Origin of the sequence: Ornithinimicrobium sp. CNJ-824, assembly GCF_001942405.1 — a bacterium.
GTDB classification, from domain to species: domain Bacteria; phylum Actinomycetota; class Actinomycetes; order Actinomycetales; family Dermatophilaceae; genus Ornithinicoccus; species Ornithinicoccus kibberensis.
This window is the reverse complement of sequence record NZ_MKKA01000016.1, coordinates 1-22,585: the sequence shown is the minus strand read 5'-3', so window position 1 is coordinate 22,585 and position 22,585 is coordinate 1. Positions and strand designations below refer to the sequence as shown.

Genomic DNA, 22,585 nt, shown 5'->3' with positions numbered 1-22,585 from the left:
AGGGTGAACAACGCGGGCTCCTAGCGGTCGGGGGTCGGGGGGTATGCCGTGCGCGCGGGCTCAGGGGTAGGACACCAGGTGGCACAGGCCGGGCGCCCCGTCGGCGAGCCTGTCCATGAGGGCGGGCAGCTCGTCCAGCGGCGTCGGCCCGGCGAGCAGCGCGTCGAGCCGTTCGTCGGCCGCGGCCCGGACCGCCACCTGCCGCCGGTCGGCGTGGTCGCGCCGGGCGGCCCGGTGCGGGCTGACCCGGCTGACCTGGCTGGCGCGGACGGAGAGCCGACGGGCGTGGAAGTCGGCGCCGAGGTCGACGGCGACGGTCCGGTCGCCGTACCAGGACAGCTCGACGACCTCCCCCTCGTCGCCGAGCAGCTCCAGCGACCGCTGCAGCCCGGCGGACGTGGCGGAGACGTGGAGGACGAGGTCGCAGTCGCCGGACGCCTCCTCCGGCGTCACGCCGACGGCGCCCAGGCCGGCCGCGAGCGCCCGCCGCTCCGGGTCCGGGTCGACGAGCTCGAGCCGGGTCAGCGGCATCCGGCCCAGCAGCGCGGTCACGCAGGCCCCGACCATGCCGCCGCCGACGACGGCGACCCGGTCGCCGTAGAGCGGCCGCCCGTCCCACAGCGCGTTGACGGCCGTCTCCAGGGTGCCGAGCAGGACGGCCCGCCGGTCCGGCAGGTCCTCGGGCAGGGGCGTGAGGGTGGAGACGGGCACGACATACCGGTCCTGGTGGGGGTGCAGGCAGAAGACGCGCCGCCCGACCCAGTCCGGCTCCCCGTCCTCGACGACGCCGACGGAGAGGTAGCCGTACTTGACCGGCCCGGGCAGGTCGCCCACCTGGAACGGCGCCCGCATCCGCTCCGCGACGGCCTCGGGCACGCCGCCGCGGTGCACGAGCAGCTCGGTGCCGCGGCTGACGGCGGACAGCCTCGCCCGCACCAGCGCCTCGCCCGGCCCCGGCGGGGCGATCTGCTCCGTGCGGACCTCGCCGTGACCCGGCGGGACCGTCCAGTACGCCCGTGCCTCCATGCCCGCCATTGTGGCCGGTCGTCGCGGGCCGCGCCGGGCGGACGCCCCCGGTAGCGTGCCGGAGGTGACCCGGCCCGCCGACCTGATCACCGCCGGACGTGGCGTGCTGGTGCTCGTCCTCGCGGTGGTCGTCCTGCGCGGGTTCGTCGACGGCGACGCGTGGGACGTGGGCGACGGTCGGGGCGCGTGGGCGTGGACGCTGGTGGCGCTGGCCGTGCCGGCCTGGGCGCTGGACGCCCTCGACGGGTATGTCGCGCGCCGGACCGGGTCGGTCACCGACCGTGGGGCGCGGCTGGACTCGGGCGTCGACGGGCTGCTCGTGCTCGTCCTGTCGGTGGCGGTCGTCCCGCTCGCGCCGTGGGCGCTGGTCGGCGGGCTGCTGCTCCCGGTCTTCCTCGCGGTGCAGGTCGTCCGTCCGGCGTGGCGGCGCCCGCTGCCGCCGCGGCCGTGGCGCCGGATCGCGGGCGGGACGACGACGGGGACGCTCGTCATCGGCATGGCACCGGTGTGGCCCGAGGTGCTGGTGCAGGTGGCGGTCGCCCTCGCGGTGGTGCTCGTGACGTGGTCGTTCGCGGTGGACGTCCGGTGGCTGGAGCGTCAGGTGGTGGGGGCGTGAGAGGCCCGTCGGCCGGGCTGCCGCGGCACGTGTCGACGTCCGGTCCTGACGCGCCGTCGGGCGAGACCCCCGGAACACCGGTGAGCCCCCGGATATTTGGGGGGTCTCGCCGCAGCAAGGGGGGTCTCACGTCAGCGCTCCGCCAGGCCCCGTGCTCCGCCGGCGCGCGTCGGCGCTCGCTCAGGTCAGCCAGGACGGCGGCGGCGACCAGTCGGGCGGCGGGTCCTCGCCGACCCGGCCGTCGAGGGCCTCCCGGATGAAGTCGGCGTGGCCGGTGTGCCGGCCGTACTCCTCGAGCAGGTCGAACAGCAGCCGGCGCAGGCTGACCGTGACGTCGTCCCCGCCGAGGGCCACGGCCCGGTCGAGCCCGCCGTCGGCGACGGCCGCCCGGAAGCGTTCCCGAGCGCGGGCGACCTCCTCGTCGTAGAGCCGGTAGAGCTCCTCGGGCGGGTCGTCGGCCGCGGTCGTGAAGGTCCAGCCGGGGTCGCCCTCCCAGTCGGCCTCGGCCCACGGGCTGCCCGGGTTGGAGCCGTCCAGCCGGAAGGTCGACCCGATCGTCTCGACGCTGGCCAGATGCTTGAGCAGCCCGCCCATGGTCAGCTGCGAGGCGCCGGTCCGGGACGCGAGCGCCGCGGCATCGAGCCCGTCGGCCTTCCAGCGGAAGGTCATCCGCATCCGGTCCAGGCTGCCGAGGAGGTGGCCCGCCTCGTCGCCCGTCAGCGGCGGCTCCCAGGGCGGGTCTTCGCTCGTACGTCCGTCGTCCACCCGACGCTGCTCAGCCGTCGGTGCGTCCGTCCTGCCTGCGTCGTCGCTCATCGTTCAGCCTCCGTTGGCGCCAGTGCTCGACCACGACGTCCCGTGGCACGGGCCTCGTCCAGTCTGCTCCCAGAGCGACCGGACGGGAACCCCTCGCGGCGAGCCGGGTGGCCGCGACGCTGACGGGTCCCGGCGGGTCCTGCGGCGTCGCGTCCCCTGCCGTCGCACCCCCCGCCGTCGCACCCCCTGCCGTCGCACCCCCCGCCATCCCGGCCACCACGGACGTCAGCTCCTCCGGCCACCGCCCCCACGGCAGCCGCAGCACCTCCACCGGCTCACGCACGACGACCTGGGCCCGTGCCCGGGCGAGGACGTCGTGCCCGGGCAGCCCGTCGTGCACCCGTGGGTCGGCCGGCACGTGCTCGCCCCCGCGCACCCACACGCCGACGTCCCCGTGGTCCAGCAGCGTCTCGACGACGACCTCCACCTGGCCCGGGGTCCAGCCCGTCGCCTCCACGAGCGCCACCACGTCGGGGCAGGGGTGCGTCCAGCCGCGGCCGCGGACGAGCGGGTGCGGCAGCAGGGGGGCCAGGCGGCCGGTCTCGGCGTTCTTCGTGCGGGCCAGGTGCTCGGCCTCCTCGCCCTCCCGGCCCTTGAGGTCGGGCCCGTCGTGCCAGGCGACGGCGTCCGGCACGTGGGCCAGGTCGGCGCCGGCGAGCCAGGCGCGCCAGGCCAGTTCCCAGTCCTCGCCGCCGTAGCCCCTGAGCCGTTCGTCGAACCCGCCCAGGACGTCCCACAGCGCCCGGTCGACCGCCATCACCGCGGAGATGATCCAGCGGAACCCGCCGTCGTCGGCCTCCGCCAGGTCGGCGGTCGCGGCGAACCCCTGCGCCAGCCACTCCGGCTCGGGCAGCTCGTCCTGCGGCGGCCACGTCACGGCGCCGTCCGGGCCGGTCAGCATGGCGTGCCGACGGTGGCCGACGGCCAGGGTGGAACCCGGTGTGCGGCAGGCCTTCTGGAGGTCCACGACGGTCCCGGTCGCCGGCACGGTGTCGCCGTCGACGAAGACGACCACCCGCCCCGCCCCGTGCCGGGCGCCCAGGTTGCGCGCCGCCCCCGCGCGGAACCCGTCGCGGCCCTGCCGGACGACCCGCACGGGCCACCGGCCGGCCGTGACGACCGTCCCGTCCCCGCCGACCTCGGCGCCGGCCCGGGTCCCGTGCACCGTCGGCGGCTCGGGCGACCCGTCGTCGGCCACGACGACCTCGAGGCCGCCGACGACCCCGTCCTGCGCGTCCAGCTGGGCCAGGATCACGTCGAGCATCGCCTGGCCGCGGTAGTACGGCACGACCACCGACACCGCCGGCCGGTCGGCGACCTCGTGCAGCAGCGCCGCCGCCTCCTCCTCGTCCGGCCCGAGCACGACGTCCTCACCCAGCCAGGTCGAGGCCGGGTCGTCGGCCGCCTCCCGCAGCGCCGCGACGAGCTCCGCGTGCGTCGGCCCGACCAGCCGGACGGCGCCGGGCATCCGGTCGGCCAGCTCGCGGGTGTAGCGCGACGCCACGACGACCGGCCGCCGGCCCGCGGCCAGCCAGCTGTTGATCGACCCGGAGGCCGACAGGTGGCGGTGCGCGGCCACGGGGATGCCGGCGGCGGCCAGCGCGGCGGGCAGGTCGGCGTCGTCGACCCACCCCGTCACCGACCACCGGGTGCCGGCCGCGGCGGCCCGGCCGGCGAGCTGGTCGACGAGGTCGTCGTGGCCGGCAGAGACCCCGCCGATGTTCACGGCGTCCAGCCCGGCCTCGGCCGCGGCGTCGACGACCTCCTCGACCCCCTTGCCGGGGTAGAGGAACCCCAGCGTGGCCACGGTCGGGGGCGAGGACGGCTCCGACCTGTCCGCGGCCGCGGCGCCACCGGCCGCACCACCGGCCGCGGCGCCACCGGCGGGACCACCCACCACGGGCAGGGGTATGACGTGGGTCCGGTCGAGCAGCGCCCGCGCCCGGGGGCCGGGGAAGGCGAGCCGCAGGACGGCCGCGAGCAGGAGCTTCTCGTGCCGGCTGGCGACCACGACGTCGTCGGCGTCGGCACAGAGGGCCGCGTAGAGCTCGCTGCGCGGACCGCGGTGGCGACCGTCGGAGGCCTGCGGCAGGTCGTGCAGGACGACGGTGAGGCGGACGGCCCCGGCGGTCGCCCGGCGCCAGGCGGCCAGGGCGTCCTCGCGGCGGGCGGCCAGCACCCGGTCGGTGACCTGGACGACGACCCGCCGGTCCCGCAGCAGGGCCGGGTCGACGTCGGACAGCAGGTCGGCGCGGACGAGGTCGGTCCTGGCCCGGGTCGCCGCCCGGATCCGCAGCCCGTGCAGGACCACCCCGTGGGCGTCCGGCCCGGCCACGACGTGGACGACCGGCGGCACGCCGGCGGTCCCGTCGGACGCGGGCGAGGGCCCGGCGCTCACTCCTCCCAGCCCCACGCGGTGAGCAGGTCGGCGTACTTGCGCATCCCGGTCTCCACGACGAGGGGGTGCTCGGCGTAGAACGCCGCGTGCTCCTCGTCCACCTCCTCGTCCGGCACGGTGCGCCCGCCGACGACCCAGGCGCTGCGGGCGTGCACCACGTCCAGGCCCAGGCGTCCAGCACCACCGGCGACAACGGCGTCTGCACCGACGCCAGCAGGACCCGCCCCGGGTCGGCCACCTGCGGGACGCCGCCCTCCCGCCGGTCCAGCACCCCGTCCTCGACGAGGTGGTCGAGCACCCGCTGGGCCAGCACGAGCAGCACCGGGTTGCCCGGGTGGTCGACCGTCCAGCCGGCCTCGGCCCCGGCCGCCTCGACGGCGTCGCTGATCACGAGCGAGCCCTGCTCGCGCTCCCGCCGCCGCAGCTCCTCCTGCCCGGCCCGGGCCCGGGCCACGACCAGCTCGTGCGACGGCTCCCACGGGCCGGACCACCCGGCGGCCCGGCCGATCCGCCGCACGTCCTGGTAGGGCACGAGCGGCGGGTCGTCGATCCCCTCCCCGCGGACGAGCACCTGCTGGGGGAAGAGCCGGCGCGAGAAGTAGTTCGGCAGCGCCACCAGCCGGGCGCCCCCCGACCGGGCGGCGACCTGGGCGGTGCCGACCGGCATACCCCGGTAGTCGTCCTGGACCGCCTGGGCGAGCACGACGTCGGCCCAGTCCAGCACCCGCTGCAGGTGCGGCAGGTCCTCCTCCTCGAGCTCGTGCACCGGGGGCACGCGGACCGTGTCGAGCGCGTCCGCCGTCCCCAGCCCCACGCGGAGCGCCTCGGCCTGGCAGTTGCCGTGGACCAGCACCCGCGGGCGTCCCGTGCCGGGCAGCTCCTCGAGCCCGTAGAACGCGCCGTAGTGCCGCCGGCGCCCCTCGTCCTGCCCCATCAGCGTCTCCTCGGATCGTCCTCCCGGGCGGCCCCGGCCCACGGCCCGTCGACCACGCGCGCACCGCCGGCCCGCTCCCGGATGACCTGACGGTAGACCTCCGTGTGCCGGGCCGCCAGCAGCCGTCGCTGGTCGAACCGGTCCTGCGAGGAGATCGTCTGCGGCCGACGGTCCCTGGCGACCTCGAGCAGGTCGTGCAGCCGGTCGACCGAGGGGGGCTCGTCGGCCCGGCCCCAGGCCAGCACCCCGCCCTGCTCGAGCAGGTGGCCGACGTCCGGGGCCAGCACCCAGGTGCCGACGTCGCGGCAGGCCTCGACCCAGCCGGAGTGGGTCGCCCAGGCGTAGGTCAGCACGGAGACGTCGATGCAGCGCAGGTAGTCCCACAGCTGCGGGTCGCTCATCCGCGGCTGCACGTGGACCTCGGCGACCGGGTCCTCCTCCAGCGTCCGCAGCGCGTCGGCCACCCGCGGGTCGTAGCGGCCGAAGTCCTCGTCGAGCAGCTCGGGATGGGCGTGCACGTGCAGCCGCGCGCCGTCCACCCGACGGACCGCCTCCCGCAGCGGGTCGATCACCGGGACCGGGTCGAGGTTGGTGCGCAGGCTCTTCAGGTGCAGCCCGACGCGGAACCCCTCGTGCCGGGGCCGGGGCGCCCCGACGAGCGGCAGCGGCACGACGTGCGGGTGGCGGACCACCTCCGGCCGCCGGCCCCACCGCCGCTCGACGACGTCGGCAGCCCCCTCGGTGAGGGTCAGCAGCGCGTCCGCCGCGGGCACGAGCACGTCGAGCTGCTCGTGGTAGCTCGTCTGGTCGCGCAGGTGCGGGTGCGAGATGTCGTGCACGGTGAGCACCAGCGGCACCCGGGTCCGGCGCAGGGCGGCCAGCCACTCCACGAGCTCCTCGACCGTCTTCGACTCGGTGCCGAAGTGCACGTGGACGACGTCGAACTCCCCGGCGTGCTCGAGCACCCAGGCGGCGTCCAGGCCCGGGTGGGGCCACCACACGCCCGGCGCGGCCCCGGGCACCGGCGGGTCCGGCAGCAGGACGAACCCCTGCCCGGCCGCCGGGTCGGGGTCGAGCAGGTGCTGGACGTAGCTGTGGTCCGACGGCACCGACAGCACCCGCACCGGGCGGGGCCTCACCGCGCCACCTCCCAGCGCCCGTCGGCGCCGACCCGCGCGAGCCCGCGCTCCTCGAACGCCGTCAGCCACCCCTCCATCGGCCACCACCCCCACCGGTCGTGGAAGACGCCGGCGTTGCGCACGACCGCCTCCAGGTGCTGCACCGGCGGGGAGGTGCTCTCGTGGTGCTGGTGGTATGCCGTCGCGCCGCCCACCCAGGTCAGGCTCCCCCCGGCCGCGGCGACGGCCTGGGCGAAGTCGGTGTCCTCACCGCCGTAGCCGACGTAGTCGGCGCAGAAGCCGCCGGCCGCCCGGAAGTCGTCGGGCGTCATCGCGAACGACAGCGACCAGAACATCCGCAGGTCGTCCTCGCGCAGCGTCTCGCCGGGCCCGAGCAGCACCCGGTCCTCGCGGTGGCGGCCGCGCTCGGCGAGCCGGTCCAGGTCCAGGCGTTCCCCGGGCTCCAGCGGCGGCAGGTAGGCCACGTCGCCGCACCAGATCGCCGGGGAGGGCGGCCGGTCGGGGCCCAGCGCGTGGGTCGCGTAGGTGCCGACGAGGTCCGGGCCGGGGATGCAGTCCACGTCGAGGAGAACGAGCAGGTCGGCGCCCAGCTCCTCCGCACGGGCCGCAGCGACGTTGCGGGCCTGCGCCAGGGGCAGGCCGAGCTCGCCGACGTCCACCGGCACGACCTCGGTCCGCCAGGGACCGGTGAGTCCCTCGACCCGGCCGGCGGTGATGTCGTCGTCGCCCATGGAGGCGATGACGTGCAGGTCCGGCAGCCGGCGGGAGAGCGTCAGGCCGGCGACCTGCCCGCGGAGGTGGTCGTGGCGGCCGGCGACGATGGTGAGCACGGCGACGCGTGCCGGTGCGGACGTCATGCCGGTCCTTCCGTCGTCCCCTGCGGCGCCCCCGTGACCTCGGCCGAGAACCGGTCGGCCAGCCCGTCCAGGTGGGCGGCCGCGGCGACCGCCCCGTCGCCGCCCCACCGCTGCCAGCCGGCGCCGCCGGTCGCCAGCGCCTCCTCCAGCAGGCCCGGCCACTCCTGCGCCGACGGCCAGCCGACCCCGGTGGCGGCGATGCCCATCCGCGCGATGGCCCGCACCGTCGCCTCCTGCTCGGCGTGCGGCCGGGGCTGGGCGAGCACGACGGCCGGGCGGCGGAGCAGGGCCACGTCGGCGACCGACCCCTGCCCGGCGTGGCAGACGACGACGTCGGCGGCGCTCAGCTCGGCGGCGAGGACCGCGCCGTCCGCGGCGGGCAGCCGGCCCCCGCGGAAGGTCCACCGCCAGCCGGGCGTGGCCCGCTGGGCCTCGGCGTACCCGCCCTGGTCGGGGTCGTCGCCACCGGTCCCCCAGAGGACGAGGACGTCGCGGGGCACGGAGGCGCCCGCGCCGGCGGGGCGCGACGGCATACCTCCCGGGTCGTCCCCGGACCCCAGGTCGAGCGCACTGATCCCCCCGACGTGCCAGGTCTTGTCGGTCCAGGCCTGCGGCCACCCGTTGTCCGGGTGGGCCTGCGCGGGCCAGGGCGCCAGCAGCGCCTCGGCGACGTCGTAGGCCAGGCGGTGGGGGCGGTCGGTGCGGTCGCCGGGCATGGCACCGACGACGACCGGCACCCCGCAGAGCCGGACGAGCAGGGTGACCTCGACGGAGACGTCGACGACGACCAAGGCCGGCCGCTCCTCCTCGATCCAGTCGGCGATCACCCGGTGCCGGGTCCGCAGCCCGGGGTGGTGGCGCGGGACCCAGTGCAGGACACCGCCTGCGGTGACGTCGGCCCCCTCCGGGTCGGTCACCGGCGGGTCGTCGTCCCGGGGCAGCGCGACCCAGGCGCCGTCCCACTCCGGCGGCCGGGGGCCCGACCCCAGGCCGACGACGTCGTGCTGCATGCGCCGGGCCACCGCGGCCGCCCGGCGGACGTGGCCGGACCCCTGGTGGTGGACGTAGTAGCCGATCACGCGATCTCCGCCACCCGCAGCGCGCGCTCGTAGACCTCCAGGTAGCCGTCCACCATCGCGGCCATCCCCAGGTGGTCCTCGGCGTAGCGGCGGCACCGCTCGCGGGGGATCTCCAGCACCCGCGGCAGGGCGGCGGCGGCCCGGCCGACCAGCCGGTCGTCGGGCACGACGAGCGCGCCGACCTCGTCGCGGACGATCTCGCGCAGCCCCCCGCGGGAGAGCCCGAGCACCGGGGTCCCGCAGGCGAGCGCCTCGGCGGCGACCAGGCCGTAGGGCTCGTCCCAGTCGGGGGTGACCAGGGCCGCCGCGCTGCCGCCGACGAGGTCGACGAGCTCGGTGTCGTGCAGGTGGCCGGCGTACTCGACGCCGTCGCCGAGCATCGGCATCAGCCGCTCCCGGGCGTAGCGGGCGTCGGACAGCGGCCCGGCGAGCACGAGCGGCATGCCCGCGGCCCGGGCGATCTGGACCGCCGTGTGCGGGGCCTTCTCCGGGGTGATCCGACCGGTCCAGACGAGCCGGTCGCCGCCGGGGCCGGGCGTCCACTCGTCGGTGTCGACGCCGTTGCGCACGACCTCGGCCTCGACGGCGTGCCGCCAGGCCCGGGCGGTGTGCGCGCTGACGGCGGTGACGTGCGGCATCCGGCCGACGCCCCGCGCGGCGGACCGGCCGGCGACCTGGAGCGCCGACTCCAGCCAGGGGGTCGGCGGGGTGTGCAGGGTCAGCACGGTCGGCACCCGCAGCGTGGGCGCCATGGCGGTGGGCAGGTAGTGCAGCGCGTGCACGTGGACGACGTCGACGTCGGTGCGCGCCGCCAGGTCGAGCATGAGCGCGAGGTAGGCGTGGTGGCGCTGCAGGTTGCCCTCGTCGGGCATCGAGACGTCGGCCCTGGCGGCCTCGCTCAGCTCGATGGTCTCCGGCTCGAGGTAGTCCACCCCGTCGATCGGCTCGCTGCCCGCCGCGGCGAAGACGCTCACCCGGTGGCCGCGGGCCACGAGGGCCCGCACGAGGTGCCAGGTCACCGACTCCAGCCCGCCGGCGAACGGCCGGGCGAGGGCGAAGCGGGTGTGCGCCACGACGACGACGTGCACCGGCACCTCCTGTCCGTGCCGCGGGCGATCGGTCCCCGACCGCCCCTGGCACGTCGACGAGGAGGTCGTCCTCGCACCCTAGGCCGGGGTGGGGGGGCCCGCCACCCTGAAGGGGTGAGGGGGGTATGACGTGCGCCACCGGTCCGCGCCCGGTCGCGGGACGGGCGACAGGCTCCTACCGTCGAGGGATGGAACCCACGTCAGCACGTCCTGTCGCCCTGGTCGCCGGCGCGTCCCGGGGGCTGGGCCTGCTCGTCGCCGAGAACCTCGCCGAGCAGGGCCACGACGTCGCGGTCTGCGCGCGCAACCTGGAGGAGACGCGGCGGGGTGCGCAGCAGGCGGAGTCGGAGGCCCGGTCGGCGCAGGGGGCGGGCGCCGGGCGGGTGGTCCCCTACGCCTGCGACGTCTCCGACCGCGAGGGGGTGCAGGCGCTGGTCCGGCAGGTCGAGCAGGACCTCGGGCCGGTCGAGGTGCTGATCCACGTCGCGGGCATCATCCAGGTGGGCCCCGCCGAGACGATGACCTTCGGGCACTTCGACGACGCCGTGGGGGTCATGCTCATGGGCCCGGTGAACACCGTCTGGTCGGTGCTGCCGGGGATGCGCGAGCGCGGCCACGGCCGGATCGGCGTGGTGACGAGCATCGGCGGGAAGGTGTCGCCACCGCACCTGCTGCCCTACGCGACGGCCAAGTTCGGCGCGGTGGGCTTCACCGAGGGGCTGTCGTCCGAGCTGCAGGGCACCGGCGTCACCGCGACGACGATCGTGCCCGGGCTCATGCGCACCGGGTCGCACGAGAACGCCCTGTTCACCGGCGACCGGGCCGCGGAGTTCGCCTGGTTCGGCCCGGCGGCCTCGCTGCCGCTGCTGACGATGGACGCGCGGCGGGCCGCCCGCAAGATGGTCGACGGCGTGCTGGCCGGTCGGCCGCACGTCGTGCTGACGCCGATGGCCAAGATCGGCATCCGGGTGCACGGCCTGATGCCGTCGACGACGGTGCGGGTGATGGGGCTGGCCAACCGGCTCCTGCCCGGCGCGCCCCCGGACCAAGACGCGTCCCGGCCGGTCAAGGGACGGGTCGCCGCCCGTCAGCTGAGCACCGGGGTCGTCGACAAGCTCACGGTGCTGGGGCAACGCGCCGCCGAGCGGCTCAACCAGCGCGGCCGGGGGGCGTCCACGACCGAGTGAGCAGCGACCCGCTCACGACGGGAACGAGAACCCGGACCACAGCAGGCCAAGGGCCAGCACGGCCGCGGCGGCGGTCGCGGTCCAGAACGCGACGCGGCCGCCCCGCACCCAGAACAGGACCAGCACCAGGAGGACGACCGCCACGGGCACGAGGAGCGCGCCACCCAGCGCCAGACCGAGGCCGTCGAACTTCTCCCCCGAGGTCTGCAGGTCGCTCCAGACCAGCATCAGCCCGGCGGCGAGGGGCGGCAGGGTGGACACTGCCGCGACGACCGAGGCCACCACGGCCCACCGCGGCGACCACCCCCGCTCCGACGGCAGGCCGGCTTCACGCCCAGGGCCGGTCACGGGTCAGGCCGCCACGCGGGTCCGGCCAGGGTCCGTTCCCTTCTTCACGATGAGCACGACGGCCAGGGCCGCGACACCGACGGCGGCCACGGCGGCGGCGAGCCCGACCGTGGTCGACTCCGGCTCGGCGGTGAGCCGACCGGCGGCCACCCAGGCCAGGCCCCACACGACGGCGGCCGCAATCCCGCCGGCGAAGATGCGCTGGCCGGTCCGGGCGAGCAGCCAGGCGGCGAGAACGACGACGACGGCGATCACGGCCGCGGTGACCAGCTCGGAGGCAGTGCCCGTCTCCGGGACGCCCAGGTCGACGAGGAAGAGCGCGACGTTGGCGCAGGTGGCCACGCAGATCCAGCCGAGGTAGAGCCCGTGCGTGGCCGACACGGTCAGGTCGCGCCCCACCCCTCGCGGGGCAGGTGGGCCGTGGCGCGCAGGACCAGGCCCAGGCTGACGACGATGCCGACCATGACGACCACGGACAGCCAGATCAGGTCGGCCTGGACGACGAGCAGCCACAGGCCGTTGAGCGCGATCGCGACACCGGCGGGGATGCGGGTGCGCGCCGACCACCGCGACCGGGCGGTCGACGGCAGCCACTGCCACACGACGTAGGCCGCCAGGCCTAGGTAGATCACCGACCAGATCGAGAACGCCGGGCCCATCGGGGCGATGAGGGTGGCGCTGTCGGAGAACAGCCCGTCGCCCTGCTGCTCCACCCCGCCACCGATGACGCCGGTCCCGAACAGGCTGCCGACGATCCAGACCACGGCCGCGACGGTCACCCACCAGCGGTCGCGCGTCAGCGTGGCCGGGGGCTCGGCGAGGTGCGGGTCCGGGGCTCGGTCGGTGTCCATGGGGCCCACGCTAGTGCGGGGCTCAACCCATGAGGGTGCCGACGAAGATCTGCCAGGCCAGCGCCGACTTCGCGGTCAGGCTGAGCACGATGTATGCGGTCTCGCCGGTGAGGTAGTCCCGGAACCGGCCGACCGGCTTGTACTGCAGCCACTGGACCAGCGCGAAGACGTTGAAGAAGAGGAACAGCGAGACGATGATCCCGTAGACGAACCCGGGCGGCTCGGCCCCGCTCGTCGACCCGGGCGCGATCGTGTAGAGCACCACCCCGATCCACGGCACGGCCCCGGCGAAGCACCCGAAGACGAACGGCAGCCACCCGCCGTCCCCGGGCTGGTGGTACTTCTCCTGCAGCCAGCCGAAGAGGATCATCGAGGCGTTCACGCCGAACAGCGCCAGCAGCGCCACCACGTCGGAGATCCCCACCAGCTGGGCGATGATGACGATCATCAACGAGCTGGACAGGGAGTACTCCACCCACCGGAAGTAGTTGTGCTCCTGCGCCAGCCCGGCCCGGTAGCGTTCGAACAGCCCCGGCGAGGCGACGAGGACGTGGAAGACCGCCGACAGCGCCAGGAACGCGGCGATCGCCAGGGCGGTCGGCACGTCCCACAGGGTGACCTGGTCCCCCGGCGGGGTCCCGGGCGGCCCGGACAGGTAGGTCGCGGTGACCGGCAGGGTGAAGTCCGTCGCCAGGACCACGACGGCCACGGCCTGCGCGGCGTGCACCACCGCGGCGATCCAGTTGAACGTCCGCAGCCGCGCGTACCGCGACGGGTCGTCCTGGGTCCTGCTGGTCTGGGTGCTGCTCACGGGCTCTCCGTCTCGTCGACCCGGTCTGGGATCCCAACGTACTGCCCGCAGCAGCAGCCCCGGGCGCCGCCCGACCCGGCGTGACCAGTCATGGCCCCTGGAGGGGCCACAGGTCGTCACGCGAGTGGGCCCGCCGGCGCCCACCTAGACTCGCGCCATGTCCAGCCTGCTCTGGCTCCGGCGTGACCTGCGCCTGGGCGACCACCCCGCCCTGCTGAGGGCGCGCGAGGACGCCGACGGCGACCTGACCGTCCTCTTCGTCGTCGACCCGGCGCTGTGGGCGAAGGTCGGGCCCGTGCGCACCGCCTGGCTGGCCGCCACCCTCAAGGCCCTCGACGAGGACCTCGACGGCCGGCTCACCCTCCGCGTCGGCGACCCGGCCGTCGTCGTGCCCGCCGTCGCCCGGGAGACCGCCGCCACCGGCGTGCACGTCACCCGGGAGACCACGCCCTACGGCGTCCGTCGAGACCAGCAGGTCCAGGACGCCCTGCCCGGCGACGTCGACTGGGTCGAGACCGGCACGCCCTACGCCGTCGGCCCCGGCCTCGTCCGCAACGGCTCCGGCGACCCGTACAAGGTGTTCACCCCGTTCTCCAAGCCTGGCGCGCGCACGGGTGGCCCGCGCCCGCGGCATACCCCGAGGGGTTGGCGCCGACCGACCTCGGACGGGACGCCGACGCGGACCGGCTCGTCGAGGAGGCGCTGGCCGCCGACGACGTGCCGCAGCTGCCACCGGCCGGCGAACGGGCGGCGCTGGCGCGGTGGGGGGAGTTCGTCGCCGACGACCTGGCCGGCTACGAGCGGGGGCGCGACCGGCCGGCGGAGGAGTCGACGAGCTTCATGTCCGCCTACATCAAGGTCGGCGCCGTCCACCCCCGGACGCTGCTGGCCGACCTGGCCGGGCAGGGCGGGGCGAGCGTCGAGCGGTTCGTGGGCGAGCTCGCGTGGCGGGAGTTCTACGCCGACGTGCTGCACCACCGGCCGCGGACCGGGTGGGCGGACCTGCGGCAGGAGCTGGCGGGGCTGCGCTACGACGACCCCGAGGACGCGATCGAGGCCTGGCAGCAGGGTCGGACCGGCTACCCGATCGTCGACGCGGGGATGCGGCAGCTGCTGGCGACGGGCTGGATGCACAACCGGGTGCGGATGATCACCGCCAGCTTCCTCACCAAGGACCTGCACGTGTGGTGGCCGGTCGGCGCGCGGTGGTTCCTGGACCGGCTCCTCGACGGCGACCTGGCGTCCAACAACCACAACTGGCAATGGGTCGCCGGCACCGGGACCGACGCCGCGCCCTACTTCCGCGTGTTCAACCCGGTGCTGCAGGGCGAGAAGTTCGACCCGCGCGGGGAGTACGTCCGTCGCTGGGTGCCCGAGCTGGCGCACCTGCCGGGCAAGGCGGTGCACCAGCCGTGGGACCACGAGGACGGCTACGCCCACGGCTACCCGCGGCGGATCGTCGACCACGCCGAGGAGCGCAAGGAGGCGCTGGCGAGGTACAAGGCGGCGAGGGGCTGAGCCGGGCGGCTGGGCCGGGGCGGTTGGGCCGGGCGGTTGGGCCGGGCGCGCCCACCGGCGTCCGCCGAGGGGGTATGCAGCCGCACCTCCTGTCCGTAGGTTGGCCACCATGACCTTCGCGAACGTGGGGACGCTCGGCGTGCAGCCGGGCAAGGCCGAGGATCTCGTGGCGATCCTGACCCGGCGCAACCCGGAGATGGAGCAGGCGGGCTGCCTGGTCTACGAGGTGGGAATGAGCCAGGAGGAGCCGGACACCGTCTGCGTCGTGGAGCTGTGGGAGTCGGCCGAGGCGCACCGGGCCTCGCTGCAGCTGCCGTCGGTGCAGGCTGCGATCGGCGAGGCCCGGCCGTTGCTGACGGGTGAGATGGGCGGCTACCGGTTCGAGGTGGCGGGGTCGCCGCTGCGGGAGTGAGGTCGGCGGCGGCTAGCCGGAGGACCTGCAGCGGGAACCGGCTCTTGGAGCGGGTAAGAACCCGCTGCAGGAGCCGGATGCCGATCGAAGTCGGACCAGGACCGGTCTCGCCCGCCCACGCGCGCCGACGGAGACGACCCCGCCCTCAGTCCGCGAAGGCCTTCGCCAGGGCGATCACCCGCGACCGGAACTCCTCCGCCCGCTCCGAGCCGCCCGTCGTCTGCACGGCGTTGAGGACCAGCCGCACGAACGTCCACGCCCGCACGCGATCAGGATCCAGCCCGGCCGTCTCTCCCACGACGGCGGCCCGCAGCTGCACGTGGGCCCGCAGGTTGCTCGCCCGCGCCAGCTCGTCCGGACGGTTCCAGACGACGGGGGCGACGGCATACGCCCACTCCCCCGCGACGGGCTTGGGGTCGATCGCGAGCCAGTCCCCACGGGCGGGGTCGAGCGGGGCGAGGACGTTGAGGTCGTGCAGGTCCTCGTGGACCAGGCGCGGGGCGGGGGCGTCGGCGAGCAGGTCGGGCAGGGCCGCGAGCGCCTGCTCGGTGAACCGGCGCGGGACGAGCGGGGTCGGCTCCGCGAGCTGATCGCGCCACCGGACCGCCCGCCCCTGCAGCGTGTCGAGCTGGGGGGTGGCCGGACGGTCGAGCCGGCCGAACAGGCCGCCGATCACCTCGCAGGCGTCGAGGAACGGGAGCGCGGTCAGGTCGCGGTCGCCGTCGAGGCGCTCCAGGAGCAGGGCGTATGCCGCGGGGTCGGCGGCCAGGAGCCGCACCGCCCCGTCCCCGTCCCACAGCCGCAGCGCCAGGTGCTCGTGCCGGGCCTCCGTGTGGGGCCAGGTGAGCTTGAGGACGGCCTGCTCCCGGCCCCGCCGCACCGGAAGCACGAGGGCGTTCTCCCCATGCCACGGGGCGCCGTCGACGGTGAGGGCCCACCGGTCGAGGTGGTCGTCCACCAGGCGCGGCAGCCGGTCGAGCCAGGTGTCGCCGTCCGGGTCGCCGGGGGCGTCCGGGGCACGGCCGGTCACGGCACGGCGGAAGCTGTCGGGGATCGGTGCTGCCATGGGGTCGTCACGTTACGGCGCGCGGGGGTTGCTGGGCGGTCCTACAGTGACTGGAGGGTCTGCTGTGGACCCTGCCCATCGACGAGGAGGTCGCCGTGGAAGCCATCGAACCGGCATACGGAGCCGGTGTCCTGCTCCTGATCGCAGCCGTGGCCGTCGCGCTGCTGCTGTTCCTCATCATGAAGGTCAAGATCCACGCCTTCGTGGCCCTCGTCGCGGTCAGCCTGCTGACGGCGGTCGCCGCGGGCATCCCACTGGCGGACGTGCCCGCGGCCCTGATGAGCGGGTTCAGCGGCACCTTGGGATCGGTCGCGCTGCTCGTGGCGTTCGGCGTGATGCTGGGCCGGCTGCTGGAGTACACCGGCGGCGCCCAGGTGCTGGCCGACACCCTCATCAACCGGTTCGGCGAGAAGCGGGCCCCGCTGGCGCTGGGCATCGCCGCCCTCATCTTCGGCTTCCCGATCTTCTTCGACGCCGGCCTGGTCGTCTTCCTGCCGATCATCTTCACGGTGGCGCGGCGCTTCGGCGGCTCCATCCTCAAGTACGGCCTGCCGACCGCCGGTGCCTTCGCCGCGATGCACGCCATCGTGCCGCCGCACCCGGGCCCGGTCGCCGCCGCCGACCTCATGGGCGGCGACATCGGCATCACGCTGCTGCTGGGCATCCCGGTGGCGATCATCGCCTGGTTCGTCGGCGCCTACCTCGTCGGCGTCTGGCTGGGCAACCGCTTCGACGTCGACATCCCCGACCTGCTCTTCGGCGAGGAGAACGCCGGTGTCGACGAGACGGCGGACGGCTCCGGCGGCAGCACCGCCGTGCGGACCAAGGTGCCGGCGTTCGGCGTGGTCCTCGGCCTGCTCCTGCTGCCCTTCCTGCTCATCGCGCTGAACACCGTCGTCGGCACCCTGCGCACCGGCGGTCAGATCGCCGAGGACGCCGCCTGGGCCAGCGGACTGCAGCTCATCGGCCAGACCCCGGTCGCGCTGCTCATCACGGTCATCGCGGCGGTCATCGTGCTCTCCCCCGGGCGGTTCACCATCCCGGCGGCCACCAAGCTCATGGACGAGGCGCTCGGCCCGATCGCGGCGATCATCCTCATCACCGGTGCCGGCGGGATGTTCGGTGGCGTGCTGCGGGCCAGCGGCATCGGCCAGGCGCTCACCGAGTCGCTGTCCGACGTCGGCCTGCCGCTCATCCTGCAGGCCTTCCTCATCGCGACCGCCCTCCGCGTGGCCCAGGGCTCGGCCACCGTGGCCCTGACCACGACCGCGGGCCTCATCTCGGCCCAGGTCGCCGCCGAGGGCCTGTCCGACGTCAAGATCGCGCTGCTGGTCTTCGCCGTCGCCGCCGGAGCCACCGTGCTCTCGCACGTCAACGACTCCGGCTTCTGGCTGGTCAGCCGGTTCTTCGGGATGGACGAGAAGACCACGCTGAAGACGTGGACGGTCATGGAGACCACGCTCGGCCTGGCCGTGTTCGTGCTCGCCGCCCTGCTGTGGCTGGTGCTCTAGTGGCCGCCCCCCGACACGTCGTGGTGATGGGCGTGACCAGCACCGGCAAGACGACCATCGGCGAGGCCGTCGCCGAACGGCTGGGCGGCGTCTTCGTCGAGGGCGACAGCTACCACCCCCGGGCCAACGTCGAGAAGATGTCGGCGGGGATCCCCCTCGACGACGACGACCGCCGGCCTTGGCTGAGGGCGCTGGCCGACCGCATCCGCGAGCTCGACGAGCAGGGCGAGGTCTCGGTCACCGGGTGCTCGGCCCTGAAGCGGATGTACCGCGACTGGCTGCGCGAGAGCGGCGCGGACATCTTCTTCCTGCACCTGCACGGCGACCAGGACGTCCTGCTGGAGCGGATGGAGAAGCGGGAGCACTTCATGCCGCCCTCCCTGCTGCAGTCGCAGTTCGACACCCTGGAGATGCTCGAGGAGGACGAGCAGGGCGCGCTCGTCGACGTCGGCGGCACGGTCGAGGAGGTCGTCGAGGAGTCGATGCGGGTCATCCGGGCCGACGACTGACGGCGTCGACCGGGGGCGGCCGGCGGGCCTCAGCCGTGCTCCTCGGCCTCCTCCGCGGCGCTCTCCCCGGTGACGTCGTGGGCGTCCTCGTCCCGCAGGCCGGTCCCGCCGAGCGGTTCGCTGTGCCAGCGGACGAGCCGCCACCCCGCGTCCGGGTCGCCCTCCAGCACCCCCAGCCCGGTGTTGCTGATCCGCAGCTCGGTCGCCCGGTCCGGGTCCATCCCCGTCGCGACCGCGGTGAACACCCGGATCGCCGCGCCGTGCCCGACGACCGCGACGGTCTCGTCCGGCCCGTGGAGCTCGGCGATGGACCGGACGGCGGCGGCATACCGCGCCAGGAAGGTGTGCCCGTCCTGACCACCCGGCATGGCGACGTCCAGCCGTCCTCGCATCCAGGCGAAGAGGGTCGCGGCGTAGCCGTGCACCGCCTCCTCGTCGGAGCGCATCTCGTAGCCGCCCGCCGGGACCTCCTCCAGGCCCATCCGCACCTGGACGGGCAGGTCCCTGGCCCGCGCGAGCGGGCCGGCGGTCAGCTGGGTGCGCGTGAGGGCGGTGACGTAGATCGCCGTGATCGGCTCGTGCCGCAGCTGCGTCGGGACCGCCTGCGCCTGGGCGCGCCCGAGCCCGGTCAGGCCTGCTCCGGGCACGGCGGTGTCGAGCGCGCCGACGACGTTGTTGGGGGTCTGGCCGTGACGGATCTGGAGGAGACGCACGGCACGACCCTAGCCAGCCGGCCCGTGCCGCCGGCGCACCCCCGTCAGGGCAGCTCCACCACGGTGGCGCCCTCGTCGTCGTCCTCCTTGCCGGTCGCTGCCTTCACGGTCCCGACGACGGTGCCGACGAGCGACTCGCCACCCCAGTACTCCGCCGTGTCGCCGTCCACGCGCAGCACGACGTTGTCCGGGTTCTCCGGCCCGCCGTCCATGAAGGCCGAGGCGCCCTTGTTCCACAGCTTCTCGACGAGGGCGCGGTCGCGCACGACCGTCGCGTGCCCGGCGAGGGAGACCCACGCCTTCATCGACGAGTAGGCCACGTTGACCTGCGGGTTGGCCTCCACGTCGCGTACGACCGCGCTGCTGTCGCGCACGAGGAAGATCACGTCGCCGTCCTCCTCGGCCACCTGCGTCGACAGCGGACGGCTGGTCAACCGCCCGTGAGAGGAGCTGGAGTCCACCGTCGTCAGCATGGCGATGTCCATGCTCTCGATGAGCTCGTGGACCTTGCGCACCTCCTCGGGGTCGTCGCTGACGTTCACCGGGTCGGCGGGGCTGCTGTCGTGGTGCTCGGTCATGTCCTACTCCTTCGGTTCGACGGTCCTGGCCTCGACCTGCTGGCTCGCGGCGTACGCAGGGTCGCGCAGCCGCGCCCACAGCGGGTGCGTCCAGGCCCCGGTGGGCGGGTGCCCGACGGGGTCGTGCCGCCGGGCGCAGTCCCGGTCGGTCCAGGTGATCTCCAGGCGGCCGCGCTCGTGCCAGGGCCGCCCGGGGGCGGCCACGAGGAGCCGGTATGCCGTGGGCGGGTCGTCCACGTCGTCGCCCCGGTCGGGGGCGGGCTCGGGCGGGCGGGCGTCGGCGGCGGGATCCAGCCGCAGCAGCAGCGGGCCGCGCTCCGTGCTCAGCGGCAGCAGCGTCGTCACGGGGCCGTGCTCGTGCCGGTCGCGCACGGTGAGCACGTGCCGGCCCACCGTCCCGGTGCCGGTGGAGGCGAGCAGGACGTCGCCGGACGCCGGCCCGTCGACCCGCAGGGCCAGCCCCTCGAGGTCCCGCCCCTCCCGCTTCCCGGTCGCCCGCGACCAGCGGACGAGGCAGGGGTGCGGGCCGGGGTCGTCGAGCAGCACGACGCCGCTGCGCCGACCGGGCGTGACCGTGATGGCGCCCGTGCCGCATACCCCGACCGGGTGGAGGGCGCGGGTCCCGCGCAGCCGCGCGGTCAGCCCGAAGCCGGCGGCGACCACCGCTCCCCCTGCCCGGCCCACCGTCTCGGCCGCCAGGTTGGCCGGTGTCGACACGCGCTCGCGATGCGCACCGGTCACGGCTGGAGGACCACCTTGATGCAGCCGTCCGCCTTGTCGTTGAACGTCTTGTACATCTCCGGCGCCTGCTCCAGCGGCACGCGGTGGGTGGCGAGGTTCTCCAGGTCGAGGACGTCCTCGGCCCCGCTGACCAGGTCGTAGAGCTCGTCGGTCCAGCGCTTGACGTGGCACTGGCCCATCCGCACCTGCACGCCCTTGTCGAAGAGCTGCATCATCGGCATCGGGTCGGCCATCCCGCCGTAGACGCCGCTGATCGAGACGGTCCCGCCGCGGCGGACCGCGTCGATCGCGGTGTGCAGCGCGGCCAGCCGGTCGACGCCGGCGGTCTCGATCGCCTTGCGGGCGATCGGCTTGGGCAGGCGCTTGGCCGCACCGACGGCGGCGCCGAGGAACGGGCTGCCGTGCGCCTCCATGCCGACGGCGTCGATGACGCTGTCCGGCCCCCGTCCGTCGGTCAGCTCGCGCAGGGCGTCGCCGACGTCCTTGACGGAGCTGAGGTCGACGACCTCCGCACCGAAGCCGCGGGCCAGCTCGTTGCGCTCGGGGACCCGGTCGACGCCGACCACGCGGATGCCCTTGTGCCGGGCCGACCGCACGGCCAGCTGCCCGACCGGGCCGAGCCCGAGCACGGCGAGGGTCCCGCCCTCGGGCACGTCGGCATACTCCAGGGCCTGCCAGGCGGTGGGCAGGATGTCGGAGAGGTAGAGCACCCGCTCGTCGGGCAGGTCGGAGTCGACCTTGATCGGCAGGAAGTCGGCGAACGGGACGCGCACCAGCTCGGCCTGCCCACCGGGGACCGCCCCGTAGAGCGAGGTGTAGCCGAACAGGCTCGCGCCCTTGCCCTGGTCGTAGTTCTGCGTGGTCTCGCACTGGGCGTACAGGCCGCGCTCGCACATCCAGCAGCGGCCGCAGGAGATGTTGAAGGGGATGACGACGCGGTCACCGACCTGCAGGTTCTCCACGGCGCTGCCGACCTGCTCGACGATCCCCATGAACTCGTGGCCGAGGATGTCGCCGGGCGTGAGGTAGGCGGCCAGCACGTTGTAGAGGTGCAGGTCCGACCCGCAGATGGCGGTGGAGGTCACGCGGATGACGGCGTCCGTCGGCTGCTCGATGACGGGGTCCGGCACGTCCTTGACCTCGACGTCCTGAAGTCCTTGCCAGGTGAGTGCTCGCATGAGGCCCACGCTAGGACGGGTATGCCGTTCCGGCACCTCGGGAGGCCGGGAGAAGCCCGCGGTCGCGTCCCATCGCGGACGTGCGCGTCGACTGGGCGAGTCAGCGACTTGCGATCCGCAACGAGGGAGTGCCCCGCGGAGCACCGCTAGCTCGGTCAGGCGAGTGGCCACCTACATGACCGTGCTGCCCGGCCGTCACGGAGGCGTTTGTCCACACCACTCGCGTCCGATGAGCTCGGCCGCGGTGGCAACGGCTTCGTCAGCTGGAGCAGTTGTCGACGTTCTCCTGGGTCATGGACCACTTCCACTCGCCGTCCTCGAGCAACATATGGGCGTCGACCGGAAGCGACAGACCCTCAGCGGACACTTCGGCGCTGACCTTGGTGGCCGGTAGAGAATCATCCGTACCGGGGATCATCAGCTCGCCCACGTCCTGAACGCTGAGGATCTTGCCCCACTCAATGACAGGGGGGCTCTCGGCGGACCTGCAGGCGACGTAGGCGTCCTCGGAAATGATCTCGCGCTGAGCACTGACCAGGGTCTCGTAATGCGCTTGCCAGTCCTTGGCGCCGAACTGCTCCACCCAGATCTTGAATGCCTCTTCAGGCGTTCCACTCTCAGGTGCCGCTTCGGAGGTGGACTGCTCCTCGTCAACGCCTTCCCAGTCGCTGGGTGCACCAACAAAGACGGAGCAGTCCTCTGGCTCCTCGGACGCAAGGAGATGCGCGTCAACCTTGATCCTCCCCTGTGCTGGGACCAGCTCCGGGTACGTGCTTCCCCCACCCACGATGGATCCCGAATCGTCTCGGCACAGCAGGCTGACCCTGGGATTCTTCAGCGCCGTGTCGAGGGTGTTCGACAGTTCAAAAGAGGCGGTGCGAGAGCCGTACTCCTCGGTGAACCTCACAGGGCTCGTCGGCATCTCGGGGAAGGGCTTGTCACTGAACCTCGATCCGCCGAGCGGGTTCCTGGGGGGAATTGAGATGCGGGCTGAGAGGATTTGCTGAGCGAGTTCGGCGTCGGGGCGCGCGGGAGCCGCCGGTCTGCCCGGCTTTTCCACTTGGGGTCGTTCCTCGTCGGGGCAGGAGTGGGTGTCAGGCGGGGGCGTAGGCGCCGGCGTACATGCCTGCCCAGGCGTCCTGCCAGGGCCAGTTGGTGGGTAGGTGCAGGTGCAGTCGTCGGGCCCGGTTGGCGATCCGGGCCGGGATC

Annotated in this window: 23 protein-coding genes and 2 pseudogenes; 6 read left to right on the top strand and 19 right to left on the bottom strand. The window is 74.6% G+C overall.

Going from position 1 to position 22,585, the window contains the following annotated elements:
- Positions 1 to 60: 60 nt before the first annotated feature.
- Entirely contained in the window at positions 61 to 1,026 is a 966-nt protein-coding gene (locus BJF81_RS07990) for a zinc-dependent alcohol dehydrogenase (protein ID WP_202817454.1), read from the bottom strand.
- 64 nt (positions 1,027 to 1,090) lie between these two features.
- On the opposite strand from BJF81_RS07990, the gene BJF81_RS07985 reads away from it, so the two are divergent.
- The gene (locus BJF81_RS07985) at positions 1,091 to 1,642 is read left to right on the top strand and encodes a CDP-alcohol phosphatidyltransferase family protein (protein ID WP_158068641.1); all 552 of its coding nucleotides are present in this window, start codon (positions 1,091 to 1,093) and stop codon (positions 1,640 to 1,642) included.
- Between the two features lie 180 nt (positions 1,643 to 1,822).
- Here the strand turns inward: BJF81_RS07985 and BJF81_RS07980 are convergent, their stop codons facing one another.
- The 8 genes and pseudogenes from BJF81_RS07980 to BJF81_RS07950 form a co-directional block, all read right to left on the bottom strand.
- Entirely contained in the window at positions 1,823 to 2,458 is a 636-nt protein-coding gene (locus BJF81_RS07980; RefSeq protein ID WP_083664083.1) for a mycothiol transferase, read from the bottom strand.
- Positions 2,418 to 4,856: a glycosyltransferase gene (locus tag BJF81_RS07975; protein WP_075957894.1), complete on the bottom strand. Its 2,439-nt coding sequence runs from the start codon at positions 4,854 to 4,856 to the stop codon at positions 2,418 to 2,420. The genes BJF81_RS07980 and BJF81_RS07975 overlap by 41 nt, the downstream gene beginning before the upstream one ends.
- On the bottom strand, positions 4,853 to 5,011 hold the full coding sequence (locus BJF81_RS17965; RefSeq protein ID WP_158068640.1) for a hypothetical protein: 159 nt from the start codon (positions 5,009 to 5,011) through the stop codon (positions 4,853 to 4,855). The genes BJF81_RS07975 and BJF81_RS17965 overlap by 4 nt, the downstream gene beginning before the upstream one ends.
- Before the next feature lie 188 nt (positions 5,012 to 5,199).
- Positions 5,200 to 5,790, bottom strand: a pseudogene (locus BJF81_RS21465) (WcbI family polysaccharide biosynthesis putative acetyltransferase); the annotation flags it as partial.
- On the bottom strand, positions 5,790 to 6,929 hold the full coding sequence (locus BJF81_RS07965) for a glycosyltransferase (protein WP_158068639.1): 1,140 nt from the start codon (positions 6,927 to 6,929) through the stop codon (positions 5,790 to 5,792). The gene BJF81_RS07965 and the pseudogene BJF81_RS21465, both read right to left, overlap by 1 nt.
- Positions 6,926 to 7,786, bottom strand: coding sequence for a glycosyltransferase family 2 protein (locus BJF81_RS07960; protein ID WP_075957892.1), 861 nt, complete (start codon positions 7,784 to 7,786; stop codon positions 6,926 to 6,928). Before BJF81_RS07960 ends, BJF81_RS07965 begins: the two co-directional genes overlap by 4 nt.
- On the bottom strand, positions 7,783 to 8,865 hold the full coding sequence (locus BJF81_RS07955) for a glycosyltransferase (RefSeq protein WP_075957891.1): 1,083 nt from the start codon (positions 8,863 to 8,865) through the stop codon (positions 7,783 to 7,785). Before BJF81_RS07955 ends, BJF81_RS07960 begins: the two co-directional genes overlap by 4 nt.
- Positions 8,862 to 9,959, bottom strand: coding sequence for a glycosyltransferase (locus tag BJF81_RS07950; protein ID WP_143780736.1), 1,098 nt, complete (start codon positions 9,957 to 9,959; stop codon positions 8,862 to 8,864). The genes BJF81_RS07955 and BJF81_RS07950 overlap by 4 nt, the downstream gene beginning before the upstream one ends.
- Positions 9,960 to 10,141: 182 nt before the next feature.
- Between BJF81_RS07950 and BJF81_RS07945 the strand changes: the two genes are divergently transcribed.
- The gene (locus BJF81_RS07945; protein WP_075957889.1) at positions 10,142 to 11,140 is read left to right on the top strand and encodes an SDR family NAD(P)-dependent oxidoreductase; all 999 of its coding nucleotides are present in this window, start codon (positions 10,142 to 10,144) and stop codon (positions 11,138 to 11,140) included.
- A gap of 12 nt (positions 11,141 to 11,152) precedes the next feature.
- On the opposite strand, the gene BJF81_RS07940 is transcribed toward BJF81_RS07945, so the two are convergent.
- From BJF81_RS07940 to heR, 4 genes are all read right to left on the bottom strand, one after another.
- A complete protein-coding gene (locus BJF81_RS07940; RefSeq protein WP_143780735.1) occupies positions 11,153 to 11,422 on the bottom strand; it encodes a hypothetical protein in 270 nt (89 codons plus the stop codon).
- Between the two features lie 69 nt (positions 11,423 to 11,491).
- Positions 11,492 to 11,887 carry a hypothetical protein gene (locus BJF81_RS16765; protein ID WP_083664080.1) on the bottom strand — a complete coding sequence of 132 codons (396 nt, stop codon included), beginning with the start codon at positions 11,885 to 11,887 and terminating at the stop codon, positions 11,492 to 11,494.
- Positions 11,872 to 12,339, bottom strand: coding sequence for a hypothetical protein (locus tag BJF81_RS16760; RefSeq protein ID WP_083664079.1), 468 nt, complete (start codon positions 12,337 to 12,339; stop codon positions 11,872 to 11,874). The genes BJF81_RS16765 and BJF81_RS16760 overlap by 16 nt, the downstream gene beginning before the upstream one ends.
- A 22-nt stretch (positions 12,340 to 12,361) precedes the next feature.
- Complete coding sequence (gene heR / locus BJF81_RS07930) at positions 12,362 to 13,150, bottom strand: heliorhodopsin HeR (RefSeq protein WP_075957887.1); 789 nt, start codon at positions 13,148 to 13,150, stop codon at positions 12,362 to 12,364.
- A 157-nt stretch (positions 13,151 to 13,307) separates the two neighbouring features.
- Here heR and BJF81_RS07925 point away from each other — a divergent pair.
- Positions 13,308 to 14,668: pseudogene (locus BJF81_RS07925) on the top strand (cryptochrome/photolyase family protein).
- Between the two features lie 109 nt (positions 14,669 to 14,777).
- On the top strand, positions 14,778 to 15,080 hold the full coding sequence (locus BJF81_RS07920; protein WP_075957886.1) for a putative quinol monooxygenase: 303 nt from the start codon (positions 14,778 to 14,780) through the stop codon (positions 15,078 to 15,080).
- 145 nt (positions 15,081 to 15,225) lie between these two features.
- On the opposite strand, the gene BJF81_RS07915 is transcribed toward BJF81_RS07920, so the two are convergent.
- Positions 15,226 to 16,146 (bottom strand): aminoglycoside phosphotransferase family protein, encoded by a 921-nt coding sequence (locus tag BJF81_RS07915; RefSeq protein ID WP_083664078.1) that lies wholly within the window; start codon positions 16,144 to 16,146, stop codon positions 15,226 to 15,228.
- Between the two features lie 95 nt (positions 16,147 to 16,241).
- Between BJF81_RS07915 and BJF81_RS07910 the strand changes: the two genes are divergently transcribed.
- Positions 16,242 to 17,657, top strand: coding sequence for a GntP family permease (locus tag BJF81_RS07910; RefSeq protein ID WP_075957885.1), 1,416 nt, complete (start codon positions 16,242 to 16,244; stop codon positions 17,655 to 17,657).
- A complete protein-coding gene (locus BJF81_RS07905) occupies positions 17,657 to 18,166 on the top strand; it encodes a gluconokinase (protein ID WP_237770108.1) in 510 nt (169 codons plus the stop codon). Before BJF81_RS07910 ends, BJF81_RS07905 begins: the two co-directional genes overlap by 1 nt.
- A gap of 29 nt (positions 18,167 to 18,195) precedes the next feature.
- Here the strand turns inward: BJF81_RS07905 and BJF81_RS07900 are convergent, their stop codons facing one another.
- From BJF81_RS07900 to BJF81_RS07880, 5 genes are all read right to left on the bottom strand, one after another.
- Positions 18,196 to 18,879 carry a histidine phosphatase family protein gene (locus BJF81_RS07900; RefSeq protein WP_075957884.1) on the bottom strand — a complete coding sequence of 228 codons (684 nt, stop codon included), beginning with the start codon at positions 18,877 to 18,879 and terminating at the stop codon, positions 18,196 to 18,198.
- A gap of 44 nt (positions 18,880 to 18,923) precedes the next feature.
- Positions 18,924 to 19,457 carry a pyridoxamine 5'-phosphate oxidase family protein gene (locus BJF81_RS07895; protein WP_075957883.1) on the bottom strand — a complete coding sequence of 178 codons (534 nt, stop codon included), beginning with the start codon at positions 19,455 to 19,457 and terminating at the stop codon, positions 18,924 to 18,926.
- A gap of 3 nt (positions 19,458 to 19,460) precedes the next feature.
- Positions 19,461 to 20,198, bottom strand: a complete 738-nt coding sequence (locus tag BJF81_RS07890) for a hypothetical protein (RefSeq protein ID WP_075957882.1) — start codon at positions 20,196 to 20,198, stop codon at positions 19,461 to 19,463.
- Positions 20,195 to 21,376 (bottom strand): zinc-dependent alcohol dehydrogenase, encoded by a 1,182-nt coding sequence (locus tag BJF81_RS07885; protein WP_075957881.1) that lies wholly within the window; start codon positions 21,374 to 21,376, stop codon positions 20,195 to 20,197. The genes BJF81_RS07890 and BJF81_RS07885 overlap by 4 nt, the downstream gene beginning before the upstream one ends.
- A gap of 259 nt (positions 21,377 to 21,635) precedes the next feature.
- A complete protein-coding gene (locus BJF81_RS07880) occupies positions 21,636 to 22,436 on the bottom strand; it encodes a hypothetical protein (RefSeq protein ID WP_143780734.1) in 801 nt (266 codons plus the stop codon).
- Positions 22,437 to 22,585: the final 149 nt, after the last annotated feature.